Origin of the sequence: Luteibacter jiangsuensis, assembly GCF_030812295.1 — a bacterium.
GTDB classification, from domain to species: domain Bacteria; phylum Pseudomonadota; class Gammaproteobacteria; order Xanthomonadales; family Rhodanobacteraceae; genus Luteibacter; species Luteibacter jiangsuensis_A.
Map to the genome: position 1 here is coordinate 1 of NZ_JAUSSK010000002.1, position 17,903 is coordinate 17,903.

Annotated in this window: 11 protein-coding genes; 5 read left to right on the plus strand and 6 right to left on the minus strand. The window is 65.2% G+C overall.

The features are described from left to right. From J2T07_RS05450 to J2T07_RS05460, 3 genes are all read right to left on the minus strand, one after another. Positions 1–1,034 (minus strand): ESPR-type extended signal peptide-containing protein (locus tag J2T07_RS05450; protein WP_306847988.1); only part of this gene is annotated, 1,034 nt, incomplete at its 3' end. A gap of 219 nt (positions 1,035–1,253) precedes the next feature. Further along, on the minus strand, positions 1,254–3,233 hold the full coding sequence (locus tag J2T07_RS05455; protein ID WP_306847990.1) for a PA domain-containing protein: 1,980 nt from the start codon (positions 3,231–3,233) through the stop codon (positions 1,254–1,256). Then, the gene (locus tag J2T07_RS05460; RefSeq protein ID WP_306847992.1) at positions 3,230–3,673 is read right to left on the minus strand and encodes a post-PEP-CTERM-1 domain-containing protein; all 444 of its coding nucleotides are present in this window, start codon (positions 3,671–3,673) and stop codon (positions 3,230–3,232) included. The genes J2T07_RS05455 and J2T07_RS05460 overlap by 4 nt, the downstream gene beginning before the upstream one ends. 555 nt (positions 3,674–4,228) lie before the next feature. Between J2T07_RS05460 and J2T07_RS05465 the strand changes: the two genes are divergently transcribed. After that, positions 4,229–5,020 carry a TatD family hydrolase gene (locus J2T07_RS05465; protein ID WP_306847994.1) on the plus strand — a complete coding sequence of 264 codons (792 nt, stop codon included), beginning with the start codon at positions 4,229–4,231 and terminating at the stop codon, positions 5,018–5,020. A gap of 100 nt (positions 5,021–5,120) precedes the next feature. Here the strand turns inward: J2T07_RS05465 and J2T07_RS05470 are convergent, their stop codons facing one another. Further along, positions 5,121–6,779: a Na+/H+ antiporter gene (locus tag J2T07_RS05470; protein WP_306847997.1), complete on the minus strand. Its 1,659-nt coding sequence runs from the start codon at positions 6,777–6,779 to the stop codon at positions 5,121–5,123. Between the two features lie 482 nt (positions 6,780–7,261). On the opposite strand from J2T07_RS05470, the gene J2T07_RS05475 reads away from it, so the two are divergent. Beyond that, positions 7,262–10,312 carry a TonB-dependent receptor gene (locus J2T07_RS05475; RefSeq protein ID WP_306847998.1) on the plus strand — a complete coding sequence of 1,017 codons (3,051 nt, stop codon included), beginning with the start codon at positions 7,262–7,264 and terminating at the stop codon, positions 10,310–10,312. Positions 10,313–10,808: 496 nt separating this feature from the next. Beyond that, a complete protein-coding gene (locus J2T07_RS05480) occupies positions 10,809–13,913 on the plus strand; it encodes a TonB-dependent receptor (protein WP_306848000.1) in 3,105 nt (1,034 codons plus the stop codon). Positions 13,914–14,136: 223 nt separating this feature from the next. Here the strand turns inward: J2T07_RS05480 and J2T07_RS05485 are convergent, their stop codons facing one another. Beyond that, positions 14,137–15,021, minus strand: coding sequence for an EamA family transporter (locus J2T07_RS05485; RefSeq protein ID WP_306848001.1), 885 nt, complete (start codon positions 15,019–15,021; stop codon positions 14,137–14,139). Next, the gene (locus J2T07_RS05490) at positions 15,018–15,806 is read right to left on the minus strand and encodes an AMP nucleosidase (protein WP_306848003.1); all 789 of its coding nucleotides are present in this window, start codon (positions 15,804–15,806) and stop codon (positions 15,018–15,020) included. The genes J2T07_RS05485 and J2T07_RS05490 overlap by 4 nt, the downstream gene beginning before the upstream one ends. A 195-nt stretch (positions 15,807–16,001) precedes the next feature. Here J2T07_RS05490 and J2T07_RS05495 point away from each other — a divergent pair, with 195 nt between their 5' ends. Next, positions 16,002–16,946, plus strand: coding sequence for a DegV family protein (locus J2T07_RS05495; RefSeq protein ID WP_306848005.1), 945 nt, complete (start codon positions 16,002–16,004; stop codon positions 16,944–16,946). Positions 16,947–16,948: 2 nt separating this feature from the next. Next, complete coding sequence (locus tag J2T07_RS05500) at positions 16,949–17,593, plus strand: DUF4124 domain-containing protein (RefSeq protein WP_306848007.1); 645 nt, start codon at positions 16,949–16,951, stop codon at positions 17,591–17,593. Positions 17,594–17,903: the final 310 nt, after the last annotated feature.

Sequence of the window (17,903 nt, forward strand, 5' to 3'; positions counted from 1 at the left end):
TACGTGATCAACGGATTGCCGTCCTCGTCCAGCGCCTGCCCGCCGATCGCCGTCGCGCCGTTGGCGGATGCCTGCGCACCCGAACCGTAGGCGGCACTGTTCTGTCCCGATGCCACCGAGCCATAGCCGCTCGCCGTGGCGAACTGCTGCGTCGCCACCGCACCGGAACCGAACGCGCTCGCGCCCGTCGCGCCGGCATAGGCACCCGAACCGGACGCCGTGGCGTAATCGCCCGTGGCCTGCGCGTCGTCGCTTCCGTCGCCGCTGCCGTTCGCCTTGAAGTAATGCGTGGCATCGCTGACATCGTCGGCAAGCTGGTTCACTTGCGTCGACACGCCATCGACGCGGGTGGACAGCGTGTCCACGCGAGCCGACACGCCGCCGACCGACGACGAGACCTTGTCCAGTTGCCGCTTGTTGACCGCATCGGTCGCCTGCGTGCCGTCGGCGACATTCACCAGCTGACGTTCTTCATTGATCTTGCCGATCGACACCGAGTTGGCGCGATCGGCGATCGATCCGTCACCGAGGGCGACGGAGTTCTTCGCCGTGGCGCGCGAATCCGTGCCGAATGCCGAACTGGCCGACCCGCTCGCATAGGAGGACTCGCCGACCGCGACACTGTCCGTACCGACGGCGCGAGCGTTCTGGCCCAACGCCGTCGCATAGATGCCGGCGGACTGCGCGTTCTGTCCCAGTGCGACGCTATAGGCGCCGCTGCTGTTCGCCGCCGTGCCGACCGCCGTGCTGTAGTCGCCCGCTGCCTTGCTGGAAGTGCCACAAGCGAACGCATCGTCGCCCTTGGCGACCGGCGCCTTGCCCTGGATGCCGAACAGGTAGCCACCGCATACGTTGCCTGCGTGCGCCGGTGCGCTGCCCAGCGCCAGCATCGCGCCGGCAGCCAGTGGAAGCGCGGCCAATGCGGCGCGCACGCGTCGTGACGCGCCGCCTTTGCCGCTGGCCCGAGCCAGCTCCGAAGCCACGACCAGTATCCCGAGCGTCTTGTTCCAGACCTTGCTGTAAATGGTGTTCACGTCAGCCTTCCTCCCAGATGTCCGCATATGAGCGATCGATGCGCGGGCGCGCGGCGCGCGGCCCTCCGCCAGTCCGTCGCGACCGCGGCGGACGATGTATCCCTATGGCCGGCGCATGACGCCGGCCGCTCGAACGTGTTTGGTATGAGTCCCTCGCCCGCATGGCGGGCGCGTCACGGTCGAGGCCCCGGCGAACCGGGGCCTCTTCCATGTCATGCGTCAGAGCGTGTACGCACCCAGGACGCTTACGCCCGAGTACGCCTTGACTCCCTTCACGGTCAGCGTCCATGTTCCGGCCGCCGGCTTGCCTGCCGTGAACGGTTCGCTGTTGCCGGGGCGGTTCGGCTGGTCCTTCACCTTGCCGCTGGGGTCGGTCACCGAGATCGACACGTCGCCCGAGCCACCGAAGGTGCGCAGGGTCAGCGTCTTCGCGTTGGCCGGTACCGTCAGGAGATAGACGGTGCTCGCACCGGCCGCACCCTTCTGGTTGCCCAGTGCGGTGTTGTTGCTCAGCACGATGCCAGGAGGTGCGGGCGGCGGACCCCACGCGTCGTACTGCGACTGCGTTTCCGCGTCGGAGAGGCACGCGTTGAGGCTGGTGGCCTGGCCTGCCGTGATGAGGCCATCGGTGGCGAGTTGGCCGGCATAGGCATGCACGGCTGTGCGGTAGTCACCGACACTCGCGGCGGCACCGGCGAGGATCTGTGCATTGGCGATCACGTTGGCGCCGACGATCACGCCGCCCGGGACGAGGGTCGGGATGCCGGTATCGCAGGTGAGCAGCTTCTGCGACGTGCGGTTGAGGCCCCAGCCGATGTCCTGGAACAGCGCGGGCGTCAGGTCGACGTCGATCTGGCCGACGAGATCCTGGCTGATCGCGTATTCCATGATCGCGTTCGGAGTCAGGCGCGTGTCGTAGTGCGAGAACGACGAGCCCTGGGCAAGCACGGTCGGCGCATACAGCTGGACGTTGCCCTGTGCGTCGGTACCGGCAAGGCCGGTGCCCGTTCCCACCGCGCCGGTCAGGCCGGTGAGGTTCGCCTTCAGCGTGTTGCCATCGACCTGGCTCACCGCGATCACCGGAATGTTCACCGGCGAAGCGGGTGTGCCTCCCGGCGTGATCGCCCCGGCCTGGTTGTTGGCGATGAGTACGGCGGACGCGCCGGCCGCCTGCGCGTTGAGCGTCTTCACGGTGAAGTCGCAGGTGCCGCGGTCGATCAACGCGATCTTGCCCGCGATCGCCGAGCCATTGGTGATCGCCGCGCAACCGTCGGCGGGCGAGGCCTGGACCACGCTGCCGGTGAAGTTGGACGAGGTCGCCGTCGGGCCGAATGCGGCCTGCGAATAACCGTAGTCGCCCGCCGCCGCGGCCGGTGCCGTCACGCGGAAGACATTCGGCGTTCCGAGAGCCAGCGGTGCCTCCGCCTTCACGGTGGCGCCGGTGAACACGAGTTTGCCGTCGTCCAGCGCCGCCGTGACGCGCTGCGCGGGCGTGAGGTCGTACCACTTCTTCATCTGCGTGTCGTTGAAGACGAAGGTGGAATAGATGTCCGGACGCGCCACGCCGTCGTCGCCGACATACGGCGAACCGGTGGTCAGGCTGTTGAAGCCGGAGAAGCCCAGGCCATGCGCCATTTCGTGGAGCACGACGTTGAGGAAGTTGATCGAGCCCGCCGGCGTCTTGCCATCCAGGCCGAAGTACCAGCGTGAACCCTCGAGGCATCCAGGCGTGCCCAGCGCACCGTTGAACTGGCTCTGGATATCGGCTTCGCCCGGCACGCCGTCTTCGTGGGTCAGGGCATCGAACAGCGCCGAGTGGTACCAGGTATTGCGCACGGCGCCAGGCGGCAACGTGCTGGTGTCGTCGAAATAGAAGATGTACGTGGTGCCGGAGGAACCGAGCACGCCCGAGGTGGCATCGCACGACAGCGGCTCGAAGGTCGCGTTGTTCACGATCGTGACGTCGCTCTGCAACACGGCGCCCCAGATATCGGCGGCGAACTGGTAGACGTTCAGCGCCTGCTTGCCGACCGTGGTGCCGGGATTGCCGCCGACCGGTGCGGCTGGCGTCGGGTCGTCGAGACCCTGGCCGGTGCCGACGTCCTGGTTGACGATCTTGATCTCGGCGGCCTGGGTCCCGACCGTGGTGAACAGGCCGGCCGCGGCGAGCGCGGTGAAGAGGAGAGTGCGGCGGATCATCGGGTCACCTCCGGCGCCTTCGGCGCGGCCTGCACGCCATGGTCGTCGTGGTGCACGCTGAGCGTTCCGTCGGGCGCGCGTTCGGCCACGACGCTGCTCATCAGTTCCTGTGGCACGCGCACGGCCTTGGCGCGGACGCCGTTGCCGAGGCTCACCGTGCGGAACGTGGATTTCGCATCGGCCGCCGTGCGCGGCTGCGCCGACAGCGAGGCAGCCCGGCTGGAACGGACCTGGAAGGCCTTCGAAAGAGCTGCGCGTTCGGCCGCCGTCGGTTCGCGGAGGCGGCCGGTCGAAGGATCGATGGCGACCTGGACGCCCTGGACCATGACGGTCCGCGGCTGGGTCGCGTGCGGCGTGTCGGCGGCATGTGCCGCTCCCGCCACCGTGAAGATGCCCGTCAGCACGAGACCCAAGGCCTGTGCCAGTGATCGTGAAGTCATTACCCATACCTCCCTAGTGCGGCGCCGGGACCCCTCCCTGCACGCCCACCGGCGAAGACCCCCTCGCCGGCGTAAACACTCGAGGATTCGACGTTCCCCTCAACGCCAATCCCTGCCCGCCGGCGCGCAAGCGCCAGCGGTGACGATTCATGACGTGGTGGTGCCCCGGTGCATGGCATTGCCGCGGCGACATGGTGCGATCGAACGATTTACCATCTGCACTACCCCTTGCCCGTGGTACTGCTGGCGGACGGCCGATTGCCGGTCGTCTTCCCTTTTGATGTCCTGGCGGACGTCCCCTGCGAAAAGGTCGAATCGAGATCCTTCTTGCGCCCTCCTGCGCGTCGTCTTATTGACGGCGGTCGTTGGAACGTAGCAGCAGGAAAATGCGAACGTCAATCGTTTGACGCAAATTTCCGTGTCATCCACACGCGCGTGCGGGAAACCCCGTGCAAACGATGATCAGACGCCTGGATAAGTTTTCAATTCATGGCCTTGCGCGACAATAACGTCTTGTTACATCTTTAAAACAACGAGCTCAAAGCGAAAAAAATCATGGACTTGATCGACATAGGCGCCAACCTTACCCACGATTCCTTTCGTCAAGATCTTGACGATGTGCTGGCCCGTGCGACCGCCCACGGCGTAGGGAAGATGATCGTCACCGGCGCTTCACGTGAGGGGAGCACGCATGCCCTCGACCTCGCCCGCACCTATCCCGGACGTCTCTACGCGACTGCCGGTGTGCATCCCCACCACGCGATCGACTACGACGAGGAAACCCATGAACTGCTGCGCCGGCTGGCGAAGGAGCCGGAAGTTCGTGCGGTCGGTGAAACCGGGCTGGACTACAACCGCAATTATTCGCCGAGGGACGTCCAGCGGGAGGTGTTCGAACGTCAACTGAAGATTGCCGTCGAGGTGGGGAAGCCCTTGTTCCTTCACCAACGCGACGCCCATCACGACTTCCTCGCCATCCTGAAGCGGTATCGTGATCGCGTCCCCGCGGCCGTGGTGCATTGCTTCACCGATACCGGCGAAGCATTGCGCGACTATCTCGACCTGGACTGCCACATCGGTATCACCGGATGGATCTGCGATGAACGCCGGGGTGCGCACCTGCGCGAACTGGTGAAGACGATTCCGGCGAACCGGCTGATGCTGGAAACCGATGCGCCCTACCTGCTCCCGCGCACGATCCGGCCGATGCCGAAGGACCGCCGCAACGAACCGATGTACCTGGCGCACATCCGCGACGAGGTGGCGAGGGATCGCGGGGAGACGCGCGAGGCATTGGCCGAAGCAAGCGTGCGTACGACGGAGGCCTTCTTCCACCTCACCACCTGACCGCTCGCCCCCAGTGGCAGCCACCCCTCGGTAACCGACCTCGCCAGCGACCTGGTGGGAGCCGACCGAAAAGCGGGCTCCCCACAATACCCCTGGATCGTCAGCCCGAGTGCAACCCCGTCAACGCCGCCTCGGCAAGGTCCACCTCACGCAACAATGTTTGCAAGGTTTCGTCGTTGATCTCGTGACTGCGGCGCAGGGCATACAGCTCGCGCCGCTCCGCACGTAGCGCGGCCAGCCTCATCACGCGTTCCGTGCCCGCCTCGGCCCGCGCCTTCTCCGGAACGTCGCCCTCGTCGCCAGCGGCCTCGAGCCGCTGTTGGTAATCCGCCATGACGCGCGCTGCAACGCGCGAGGCCAGGGCAACAGCGTTCTCGTCGCCACTGTCCTCCACGCGCTGCTGCTCACCCGAGATGCCGCGCAACGCCGCTTCCGCGGTCAGCGCCCGCGCCTTGCGCTCCTCACGCACACGCGGATCTTCGCCCGGAATCTTCAGTCCCTTCACGGACAGCGGCAACCCGATCGCACCGAACAGCAACGTGCAAAGGATGACGCCGGTGGCGAGGAGGACCATCAGGTCGCGCACGGGGAACGGCACGCTATCGCTTTTCATAAGCGGCAACGAAAGCACGCCGGCCATGGTGATGGCTCCACGCACACCCGCCAGTGCCGTGGTCCAGACCAGTCGCGTACCCACCTTCGGACGCTTCTCGCCGCGATGCAGCGCACGCATCAGCATGAAGCGCAACGACACCCATACCCAGATGAAACGCAAGACGACGAGCGCCAGGGTGATGGCGACCACGTACGCAGGCAGGTGCCACATCGGCCCACCACCCGCCTGGACCAGGTCGTTCTTCGCGCCGTCGACGATGCCCGGCAACTGCAGGCCGAGCAGGAGGAAGATCAGCCCGTTGAAGGTGAATTCCACCATCGACCACACCGCGCCGTTCTGCATGCGCGTCGCGACATAGCCGCCCTTGAGCACATCGGTGTAGTTCATGGTCATGCCCGCGGCGACGGCGGCGAGGATTCCCGACACGCCGAAATGTTCCGCGAGCAAATAGGCGGCAAAGGGAAGCAAGAGCAACAAGGCCACCTGGCTCGCCGGATCGACCTCGTCGCTCCACCGAACGAGGCGCCGGCGGAACATGCCGAACACATAGCCGACAAAGGCGCCGACGGCCACGCCACCCAAAGCCATCACGGCGAAGTCGCCTGCTGCCGTCGCGAGCGAGAACCGTCCCGTGAGTTCCGCCGCTATCGCGAATTGCAGCACCACGAGGCCTGAAGCATCGTTGAGCAATGCTTCGCCGGAAAGGATGTGCATCAAGCGTGGCGGTATCGTCGATCCGCCGGTGATCGATGTCACCGCCACCGCATCCGTCGGTGACAAGACCGCCGCGAGGGCGAATGCCACCGCGAGCGGCACGGTGGGAATCATCCAGTGCACGAAATAGCCGATGCCCAGGATGGTGAAGAACACTAGTCCAATGGCGAGCGCGAGGATCGGCCCGCGCAACAGGAACAATTCGCGCTTAGGGATTCGCCAGCCATCGGCGAACAGCAACGGCGGGATGAAGAGCAGGAAGAACAGCTCGTGGTCGAATTCCACGTGCATGCCGAATGGCCTCGCCAGCAGGGCCCCCAGGGCGATCTGTAGCAATGGCAATGGCAACTTCACCGGCAGGATGCGGACCACCGCGCCCGAAAGGGCGACGACCAGGAGAAGCACGAGGATGGTGATGACGAGATCCATCGCGCGACGCTAGCCGGGGTGGGGCGGACAGGCAACCGATACCATGTCGAAAGCCTGCCGAAAGGGCGTGAAATTGCGAATGGATTCGCAATTACCTGCTTAGGATTTATTCCTATTGTTGCCTTGTGTGACAGGGGTTTACGTTGATTTCACGCACCGCCTCCGAAGCGGTCGCGAGCGAGCGGTTCGATAGAGCCGACGCCACTTTTGCGCCATGGACGACGTCCTTGTTTGCACGAGTTCCAGGGGAGATTGCGATGCCTCATCCGTTCAGGACAGTACCCCCTTCAGGAGGTGGCGGACGCCTGCGTTCGCCATGAGGCCGCGCGACCGGCCGCCGCCCTAGCGAGCGGAAGGTCGTGCGGAACGCCATAACGAGGTAGCCGCCCCCGCCGATGTATCGGCGGAACGTTCGCGTGCCGCGCGGACACGGGACTGCCTTGGCCGTCATTTCGTCACGCGTTACTTCAGGAGGGTAGTTCATGCAGCACGTAAACCCATCATCGACCGCGCCCCGTCGGAGGCTCGCCCTTGCCGTGGCTTTCGCCATCGCCGCCGCCGGAACGGGCGTCGCATTCGCACAGAGCAACGCCACCGGCTCGATCTTCGGCTCGGCGACGCCAGGTGACACGATACACATCGAGAACACGGCCACTGGCCTCCGCCGCGACATCACCGTGGACGCGAGCGGCCGCTACCGCGCCAATTCCTTGCCCATCGGCACGTACGACGTCACCCTGATGCACAACGGCGCCGCCGTCGACACCCACAAGGGCGTCCAGACCCAGATCAGCCAGAGTACCGACGTCTCCTTCGCGGCGACCAATGCCGACGCGACGACGCTGGGAAGCGTGCAGGTCACCGCCAACAGCCTCCCGAGCATCGACGTCAGTTCCGTCGATTCGCGCACCGTGCTCAGCGCCGACCAGCTCGCCAAGCTGCCCATCGCGCGCACCTCGATCAGTTCGATCGCCCTGCTCGCTCCCGGCACGACCTCGGCCGCACGTGGCTACGGCAACGCACTCTCGTTCGGCGGTTCGTCGGCCTCGGAGAACGCTTACTACATCAACGGCTTCCAGGTCACCAATCCGCTGACCGGCGTCAGCTCGCGCCAGCTTCCGTATGACGCGATCGACCAGGAGCAGGTGCTGATCGGTGGCTACGGCGCCGAGTATGGCCGCTCCACCGGCGGCGTCATCAATGTCGTGACCAAGCGTGGTTCGAACGAGTGGAAAGGCGATGTGCAGGTGCTTTGGTCGCCGGAAGCGCTCGCGCAGGAACCGCGCAATGTCTACCTTCGCAACGGCACGCTGTACCAACGCGGCAATGCCTACGCCCAACGTGATTCGGAGAACCTCCAGTACTCCGGCTCCCTGGGCGGCGCCCTGGTGAAGGACAAGCTGTTCATCTTCGCCGCCGCGGACTGGATCCGCCAGACCGGCAACTACACCGGCCCCAACTCGGTCAGCGACGACGAAAAGGACACGGCGAAGACGAAGCGCTGGCTCGGCAAGATCGACTGGAACATCACCGACAACAACATCCTCGAACTGACCGGCATCGGCGATACCGAAACAACCGACTCCTCCATCTTCGCGTACAACTACAACACCGGGCGTGGCGATTACCTCGGCCACCAATACACGAAGAACTACAACGGCACGCAGACCAACGGCACGCCGGGTGGCGAAACCTATATCGCCCACTACACCGGGTACATCACCGACGACCTGACCATCAACGCGATGTACGGCCGCGCGCATTCCGACCACGAACAGAACGTGGACGGTGCGTCCGGCGTGGCGTGCCCGTCGATCACCGATGCCCGCGTCGAGTTCATCAACAACAAGCAGACCGGTTGCACGGTCGGTGCCACCTCCACCCTCCTTCCCGGGTCCAAGGACAGCACGAAGGGGTGGAGCGCCAACATCGAATACCGGATCGGTGACCACGACCTCCGCGCCGGCGTCGACAACTACGTGCTCCGTGCCACCTGGGGTTCCATCCCCGTGGGCGGTACGTCGTACACATACAACGACGTGGGCGACGGCAGCGTCATCCAGCAGCGCCTGATCAACCTCGGCCTCGACCCCGGCCTGTACAACCCGGCGGACTTTCCCAACGGCTATTACGTGGAGTCCACCGCGCTGACCACCGGCACGTCCGCGCGAACGAACCAGCGCTCGCAGTTCGTCGAGGACAACTGGCAGATCACCGACCGCTGGCACGGGTATGTCGGCTTGCGTAATGAACAGTTCTCCAACTACAACGGCGTCGGTGAGGCCTATGCGCGCGCACGTCACCAACTCGATCCCCGCCTCGGCGTGTCCTGGGATGTCTACGGCGACAGCTCGCTGAAGATCTATGCCAACGCGGGACGCTATCACCTTGGCCTGCCGACGTCGGTGGCCGTACGCGGCGCCGGGCCATCGACGTACCCGTCGCAATACTTCAGCTTCACCGGCATCGATCCCGCCACCGGTATCCCGACGGGCCTGGGCCAGGGCGCGTACTCGAACACCTATTACCTCAACGGCGCCAACGGTACCCCGCCCGATGCGAAGACCGTCTCGGCCCGCGACCTGCATTCGTATTACCAGGACGAATACATCCTGGGCTTCGACAAGCAACTCACCGATAACTGGGTCGTAGGCGCCAAGGCCATGTACCGCAGGCTGCGCAGCCTGATCGACGACACCTGCGATTCCGCGCCGCTCCAGGCATGGGGCGATCGCAACGGGCTCAGCGACGAGGTGGCCGCCGGCATCGCGAGGAGCACCGGCTGCTGGCTGTACAACCCGGGACGCGCAAACACCTTCGTGGTATCCCCAACGGCGGGACAGTACATCGACGTTCCGCTTTCCGCCGCGGATATCGGTGAACCGAAGCCCAAGCGTTCGTACTACATGCTCGACCTCTACGCCGAGCACCAGTTCAGTGACAAGTGGTACGGCAAGATCGACTACACCTACTCGCGCAGCTATGGCAACTCGGAGGGCCAGCTGGATTCGAACATCGTCCAGGCGGACGTATCCACCACCGAGAGCTGGGATTTCCCCCAGATCATGGAGAACACCAACGGCGACCTGCCGAACGACCATAAGCACCAGCTCCGCGTCTACGGTACCTACGCGCCGACGGAAGAGTGGCAGTTCTCCACGGTGAGCCGCGTCACCTCGGGCGCACCCGTCAGCTGCCTGGGCATCCGTCCGCTCTCGGCCGGCGGCGACCCCTATGGCTACGGCGCCAACTACTTCTGGTGCAACGGCGAGCCGTCGCCCCGCGGGTCACGTGGACGCACGCCGTGGACCTACACCATGGATGTGAGCGCGGCATGGAAACCGGCTTTCGCCGATCACAAGCTCACGTTCTCGGCGGACATCTTCAATCTTCTGGGCAAGCAGCAGGTGACCCAGTACTTCGAGACGGGCGAGACCTCGAACGGCCTGGCCAATCCGAACTACAAGCGCGCCCGCTCGTTCCAGGATCCGCGCTACGTCCGCCTCGGCGCACGTTACGACTTCACGCTCTGACCTAGAAGAAGAAAAGCGACACTCCCCAGATTGGCCGCTCCGCCCGGAGCGGCCTTTTTTTTTTCGTTCCGTGACGCCTTCGTGTCTCCCGAAGGCAGTGAAAATGTTTCGTTCTTCATGAAAACTTTTTCATTCTCGCCTTAACGTGCCGCGCATCTTCCTGCGCCATCCGCGTGGCCAATCGCATCCGCCCGCCACATTCGCCTTGCGGCCGGGACACCCGGCCCTTGCGCCGCCCGCATGCGCAAGAGGGACAAGAACTTCCGTTCATGCAACTCGCATTGAGTGCCGATGTCGGCCGGGCGTAGTTTGCGTCCGCTTGTTGCAGTTTCGTTAACGGCGACACGCGGCGCATCGATGCGGAGGAGATCGACGCCATAAGGGGGCCCGGATGGCCATCACGTGAACCACTCCGTTCCGTTCGTCGAGGGATGACGGGACGACTTGAAGCATTTGGCCAATGGCCGGGGAGATCACCATGGATTCGCGTCACTCAATGGAGCGCACCAGGCGGCGCTCGTTATCGTTCGCCATCGCGCTCGGCCTCGGCCTGGTCGCCACGGGCGCCCTTGCGCAAAGCACGGTCGGCGCCGTCTACGGCACGGCGGATGCGGGCGCGCAGGTCACCGCCACCAATACGGGAAGCGGGCTGAGCCGTTCCGCCACCGTCGGCAACGATGGCCGGTTCAACATCTCGTCGTTGCCACCGGGCGACTACAAGATCACCTCCACCAAGGGCGGCCGGAGCTCGACGCGCGACATACAGATCGTCGCCGGCCAGGGTTTCAACCTGAACCTCGCCGCCGGTAGCGCGGGTGGTGCGGCCAATGCGGGGGCCCAGGACCTCACGACCGTGTCGGTGACGGCGAACGCGCTGCCGCCGATCGATATCACCTCGAGCCAGACCAATACGGTCATGACCTCGGAGCAGATCAAGCAGTTGCCCCTGGCGCGCAACCAGACCGCCGTGGCCCTGCTCGCGCCGGGCGCGACCAAGGGTGACAGTGCCTTCGGCAACCTGGCCTCCTTCGGCGGCGCGTCCGTCGCCGAGAACAGCTACTACGTGAACGGCTTCAACGTCACCAACTTCTTCCAGAGCCTCACCTATTCGCAGGTTCCGTTCGAGGCGATCGACCAGGAGGAGATCCAGGACGGCGGCTACGGCGCCGAGTACGGCAATTCCACCGGCGGCGTGATCTCGGTGAACACCAAGCGCGGCACGAACGAGTGGAAGGGCGGCATCGACTTCACCTGGGACCCATATCAGTTCCAGGCCAAGCAGCCCAACATCTATTTGCAGAACGGCAGCCTGCTGCAGAACAACCGGCACAACAGCAACTACGTGGTCGGCAACAACGACACCGGCAACGCCACCGACTTCGGCCAGCGCTGGAACGCATGGTTGGGCGGTCCCCTGATCAAGGACAAGCTGTTCATGTTCGCCCTCGTCGGCGGCACGCGCACCGCCGACGAGCATTACGGGGATTCCTCGGGTAGCGGCAACTTCAACAAGACCACGATCAAGGACCCGCGCTACCTGGTCAAGCTGGACTGGAACATCAACGAGAGCAACATCCTCGAATACACCGGCTTCAGCGACAGCAGCACGCAGCAGCAGAGCATCTACGGATACAGCTACGACGCCGACGGCCAACCGCACCGGGGCGACTACCTCGGCCAGGTCTACGACAAGACCGGCGGCATGAACAACATCCTGAAGTACACCAGCTACATCACCGACGATTTCACGATATCGGCGCAGTACGGCAAGAGCACCAACCGGCGCGATGAACGCGCCACCACGGCCGATGGCACGCTGGAAGAATACGACGGCAACATCTTCAACGCGGCGAACTCGCCCGGTTGCCCGTTGATCGCCGACAACCGCATCCCGGTCAGCAACGGTGGGACCGCCGCCCCGCATTGCTCGTTCACCAGCGGCTTCCTCAATACGCCCGACGGCGAAGACAAGCGCAACGCCGGCCGTATCGACTTCGAATACCACGTCGGCGACCACGAACTGAAGGCGGGTTGGGCACGCGACCACTTCACCACCGACACCGGCACCGCCTACGAGGGTGGCAGCCGCTGGACGTACATCTCGCAGCCGGAAGCCATCCTCGGCCACGCGCCGGGCCTCGATCCGGCGGACAGCGTCGTCGAACAGACCGTGTTCGCCACCGGCGCCAAGGTCGGCATCACGCAGAAGTCCTACTACCTGCAGGACAACTGGCACATCACCGACAACTTCGTCGCCCGCATCGGCGTGCGCAACGACGGCTTCGAGAACACCAACAGCCTCGGCCAGACCTATGTGAAGCAGGTGCATAGCTGGCAGCCGCGCCTGGGCTTCTCGTGGGACGTGCACGGCGATTCGACGCTGAAGATCTATGGCAGCGCCGGCGACTACTCACTGCCGCTGGACGGCAATGTGGCCCTGCGCGGCTCGTCGGCCTCGCTGTACCAGAACCAGTACTTCAGCTACACGGGCATCGATCCGGTCACCGGCGCACCCACCGGCCTGGGTGCCTTGCCGGCGGCCTATGCGGCGGCCTTCCCGTCGCGCACCGGCGTCATCTACTCGAACGGCGAAGCCGGCGTGGTTCCGAATCCGGGTGCTGTCGCCACCAAGGACCTGAAGCCGTTCAAGCAGCGTGAGTTCATCCTGGGCGCGCAGCAGCAGATCGCCGACTGGACCTTCGGCGCCAAGGCCATCTACCGGAAGGTGCTGACCGGCATCGACGACTCCTGCGATTTCCGTCCGATCGCCAAGGCCGCCAACGCGCAGTACGGGCTCAACCTCGACACCACGAGCCTGACCCCCGCCGACGCCAACGTCCCCGGCTGCTACATCTTCAATCCGGGCAGCTCGGTGACGTTGCGTACACCGGTGGACGCCACCGGCACGCTCTACGACATCCACCTGCCGGGTGTGGACGTGGGTGAGCCCAAGTACAAGCGCTCCTATCTCGCGCTTCAGTTGACCGCCGAGCGCAACTTCGACAACACCTGGTACCTGAAGACCTCGTATGTCTTCTCGCATACGCGTGGCAATGCCGAAGGTGGCGTCGATTCCAGCAACGGCCAGGCCGACACCGGCACGACCGAGCTGTTCGACTATCCGGAGATCATGGCCGGTTCGAACGGCTACCTGCCGAACGACCGCAAGCACACGTTCAAGATCTACGGTGCCTGGCAGATCAACGACCAGTGGCTCGTGGGCGCCAACGGCGTATTCCAGACCGGCCGCCCGGAGAACTGCTACGGCCTGAACCCGATCGACTCGCAGGTGGTCGGCGGCTATGGCGCTGGGGCATACCTCTACTGCGACGGCATGGTGGTCCAGCGCGGCTCGGTCGGCCGTACGCCGAGCTACTGGAACATCGACCTGAACGCTTCGTACAAGCCGGTGTGGGCGAAGGGCGTCACCCTTTCGGCAAACGTCTTCAACGTCTTCAACAAGCAGCACACGACGACGATCAACGAAGTGGGCGAGGACGACAGCGGCAATTCGCTCTCCGGAAGCACGTACAAGATCCCCACCAGCTTCCAGCAGCCGCGCTACGTGCAGCTGTCCGCCGAGTACGACTTCTCGCTCTGACCCCCCACCACAAGAAGACAACGGCGCGCGCCTCCCGGCGCGCGACCGATGCAACCTCCCCAGATCGCCGCCCGCTCCCACGGGCGGCTTTTTTTATGAGAAGCGCTGGGTGGGAGCCGACCTTGTCGGCGATGGGTGCTTACCGCAGCCTGGCCCGCCACCGCGGGATCGCCGACAAGGTCGGCTCCCACAACGATCGTCCAGGCCCACAGCGCCAACTACCTCAAGCCACAACGGCTGCGCGACGCCAGAGGTAAGGCGCGAGGACAAAGCAAGCCACGCCCATCAGCATCACCACGATGCCGCCCCATACGGCGGGTTCGAAACGCTCGTCGAACACGAGGTACGAGGTGAAGATGCCGGACACCGGCACGATCAGCGACAACGGCGCTACCGATGCCGCCGGGTATTTCTTCATGAGGTTGTTCCACACCATGTAACCGAACACGGTGGTCACATAGGCCTGGAACAGCACCGATCCGGCCGCCCGCCAACTCACTCCGTGAGTAAGGGCATGAAAGGGAGCCAATCCGTGGACGACATAGGTGAGGATGAACAACACCGGCGCGGAGAACACGCTCGACCAAGCGACGAACGCGATCATGTCGGCCGGCTTGTGCCGCTTCACGATGAGGTTGCAGGCGCTCCAGCTGAGCGCCGCCAGCAAGACCAGCGCGATGCCAACGTCGGTGGACGTGCCTTCGATATGGCTTATCACGATCACCAGACCCGCCACCGCCAGCAGCATGCCCACCCATTGGGGCATGCGGATGCGTTCGCGGAGGAACACCGCGCTCAGCAGGACGGTGAAGAACGCGCTGAACTGCAACACCAGCGATGAAAGCCCTGGCGACATCCCCTTGGCCATGGCCAGGTTCACGACCCACCAGAGGCCGACGCCGAACAGCACGCCATACGCCGCCAACGCCGCAACGGGCACGTCGCGCGGCCGGCGCAGGAACAACACCTGCGGAAACGCGGTGAAGGTGAAGCGCAACCCGGTGAGGAGGAAGGGATCGAGGTCGCGCAGCCCCACTTCGATCACCGAGAAGTTGCTTCCCCAGATCAGCGCGACGAGTATCCCCAGGAACAGATCCGCGGATTTCACGGCTCGCCGTCGTCCTCGAAGCGCAGGTGCTTCACGCTGCGACCGTGGCGACGGACGAGCTTCAGCGCTTCGACGCCCACCTTGATATGCCGTTCGACGAAGGTGGCCGTGACCGCGGCGTCGCTGGTTTCGGTCTTCACGCCTTCCGGGATCATCGGCTGGTCGGAAACCAGCAGCAGCGCTCCGCAGGGGATGTGGTTGGCGAAGCCGGCGGCGAAGATGGTCGCGGTCTCCATGTCGATCGCCATGCTGCGCGTGCGGCGCAGGTATTCCTTGAAGCCATTGTCGTGTTCCCAGACCCGGCGGTTCGTCGTGTAGACGGTGCCGGTCCAGTAGTCGTGGCCGAGGTCGCGGATCATGGTGGACACCGCGCGCTGTAGCTGGAACGCTGGCAGGGCCGGCACTTCCGGCAGGAGGTAATCGTTCGAGGTGCCCTCCCCACGGATCGCGGCGATCGGCAGGACCAGGTCGCCGATGGCGTTCTTCTTCTTGAGGCCGCCGCACTTGCCCAGGAACAGCACGGCCTGGGGCTCGATCGCGCTGAGCAGGTCCATGACCGTCGCCGCGTTGGGGCTACCCATGCCGAAGTTGATCAGCGTGATGCCGTCGGCCGTCGCGTTGGGCATGGGCCGGTCGCGCCCGCGCACCTCCACGCCGTGCTCCAGGGCGAAGCGCTCCACGTAGTGGCCGAAGTTGGTCAACAGGATGTGCTGGCCGAATCCCTCCACGGGCGTGCCCGTGTAACGGGGCAGCCAGTTGGAGACGATCTCGTTCTTGGTTTTCATGTCGAATCCGGATGCGCGTGCGCCGGCGGCGTTCGCCTTTGCTTGCCGACGGCGCGGTTACCGGCGACGCCACGCCGGCGGAGTGCCAAATTCATTCGCGCAAGTGTAGCATCCGGCCCAGCGGGGCAAGCCGGGACGCATCGGGTGTTTCGGGCGCCGCGGGGCCGTCAGGCCTACGATGGGGGGTGGTGCCCGATGCGAATCGGCGTAGCGATCGACGCAGCCTGCGACCTGCCGCAGGATTTCCTGGAACGCAACGGTATCGCGGTGATGCCCATCGCCGTGAAGGTGGACCTGCAACGCTTCAAGGACGACCGCGACCCGGTCGAGATCCAGCGGTTCCGCAACCAGAAGCTGGGCAGCCGCAGCCACTCGGCCGAGACCGAGGCGAGCTCCGTGGAAGACGTGCAGAACCTCTTCCTCCAGCGGATGGTGAAGGAATACGACTGCGTCGTCTGCCTCACCATCATGGCCACGCGCAGCCCCATCCACGACAACGTGATCAAGGCGAGCTTCGCGATCCTGAAGAATTACCGGCCGGTCCGCGAGGCCGCTGGCATCGGTGGCCCCTTCCTCATGCGCGTGGTCGACACCCGCAACATCTTCGCCGGCTCGGCGCCGGTGGTGGTCGAAGCGGTGCGGACGATCCAGGCGGGCAAGTCCCCTGCCGAGGTACGTGAACGCGCCGCCCACATCGCCGATTGCTCCTACGGCTACATGTTGCCGCGCGACCTCAACTATCTCCGTTCCCGAGCCCGTAGCAAGGGTGACCGAAGCGTGAGCTTCCTGAGCTCCATGCTCGGTACCGCGCTGGATATCAAGCCGATCCTGCGCGCGCACAAGGGTGAAACCGGACCGGTGGGCAAGGTCAGGGGATTCGAGCACGGTGCGCAGACACTGTTCGACTACGCCGCGAAGCGCGTGCAGGCCGGTTTGCTCGTGCCTTCGCTCTCGCTCAGCTACGGCGGCGATCTCGACGACATGCGCAACCTGCCCGGCTACCAGGCGCTTACGCGCGTCTGCGCCGAAGCCGGCGTGGAGATACTGGAGAGCCCGATGGGCATCACGGGCATGGTCAACGTCGGTGAAGGCGCGATGACGCTCGGGCTCGCCTCCGAAGAACACGTCGCAGAGTTCTGAGCATGCGTCCCGTGCACGTCCTGCTCGCCGCCCTCGCCCTGGCGACGGGCGGCGACGTGGCGGCGGAAACCGTCTACAAGTGCCAGGCCGGTGGACAGACGATCTACCAGCAGACGCCCTGCGCGAAAAACCAGCGCCAGCAAGCCATCCAGCTGCAGGACTCCGCACCGGCGGACGGGCGCGTGGCGCCGATGCCCGAACCGCCGCCATCGCGCGAGGCGGTCGACGAGGCGCCCCCGCCGACGGCACCCATGGCCCCGGCTCCCGTGCTCTACGGCTGCATCCGCGCCACCGATGGCAAGCCGTACACCAGCGACAACGGCCATCCCGAGCCGTACATGGCTCCGCTCGGCGTGCTCGGCGCCATCACCCCGTCGCTCGCCGATACCTATGGCAGCCGCGACGCGGCCGTCGCTTCCGCGCCGGAGCTCAACCGCGGCAAGGGCAACGCGGCGGCGGTGGCGACCAGCAACTACGTGTGGGTGCAGGACCAGTGCCGCCGGCTCAGCCCCACCGAGGCCTGCCAGGCCTTGCGCGGAGATGCCGAAGCGAACCAGCGGCTGCTCCGCAACGCGTTCAAGAGCGAGCGCGCTCCGCTGGAGGCGAAGGATGCACGGCTACAGGCTCAATTGAAGGGCTGCGGGTAAGCCATTGAAGGCTTGCGGATACCCGATGGCGGGAGCCGCTGCCCCTGTGGAAGCCGCCACTCTTGTGGGAGCCGCTTCAGCGGCGATGGACGCTTGCCGCAACCTGGCCCGCTGCCGCGGGATCGCCGACAAGGTCGGCTCCCACAGGTTCATGGCAGCCGACTCTTCCATGGCGGGAGCCGCCACTCTTGTGGGAGCCGCTTCAGCGGCGATGGGTGCTTGCCGCAACCTGGCCCGCTGCCCGCGGGATCGCCGACAAGGTCGGCTCCCACAGGTTCATGGCAGCCGACTCTTCCATGGCGGGAGCCGC

Coding starts and splice junctions, on each gene's coding strand:
- J2T07_RS05475 (WP_306847998.1), top strand. CDS start 7,262: ATGCAGCACGTAAACCCATCATCGACCGCGCCCCGTCGGAGGCTCGCC.
- J2T07_RS05460 (WP_306847992.1), bottom strand. CDS start 3,673: ATGACTTCACGATCACTGGCACAGGCCTTGGGTCTCGTGCTGACGGGC.
- J2T07_RS05455 (WP_306847990.1), bottom strand. CDS start 3,233: ATGATCCGCCGCACTCTCCTCTTCACCGCGCTCGCCGCGGCCGGCCTG.
- J2T07_RS05480 (WP_306848000.1), top strand. CDS start 10,809: ATGGAGCGCACCAGGCGGCGCTCGTTATCGTTCGCCATCGCGCTCGGC.
- J2T07_RS05470 (WP_306847997.1), bottom strand. CDS start 6,779: ATGGATCTCGTCATCACCATCCTCGTGCTTCTCCTGGTCGTCGCCCTT.
- J2T07_RS05500 (WP_306848007.1), top strand. CDS start 16,949: ATGCGTCCCGTGCACGTCCTGCTCGCCGCCCTCGCCCTGGCGACGGGC.
- J2T07_RS05465 (WP_306847994.1), top strand. CDS start 4,229: ATGGACTTGATCGACATAGGCGCCAACCTTACCCACGATTCCTTTCGT.
- J2T07_RS05490 (WP_306848003.1), bottom strand. CDS start 15,806: ATGAAAACCAAGAACGAGATCGTCTCCAACTGGCTGCCCCGTTACACG.
- J2T07_RS05495 (WP_306848005.1), top strand. CDS start 16,002: ATGCGAATCGGCGTAGCGATCGACGCAGCCTGCGACCTGCCGCAGGAT.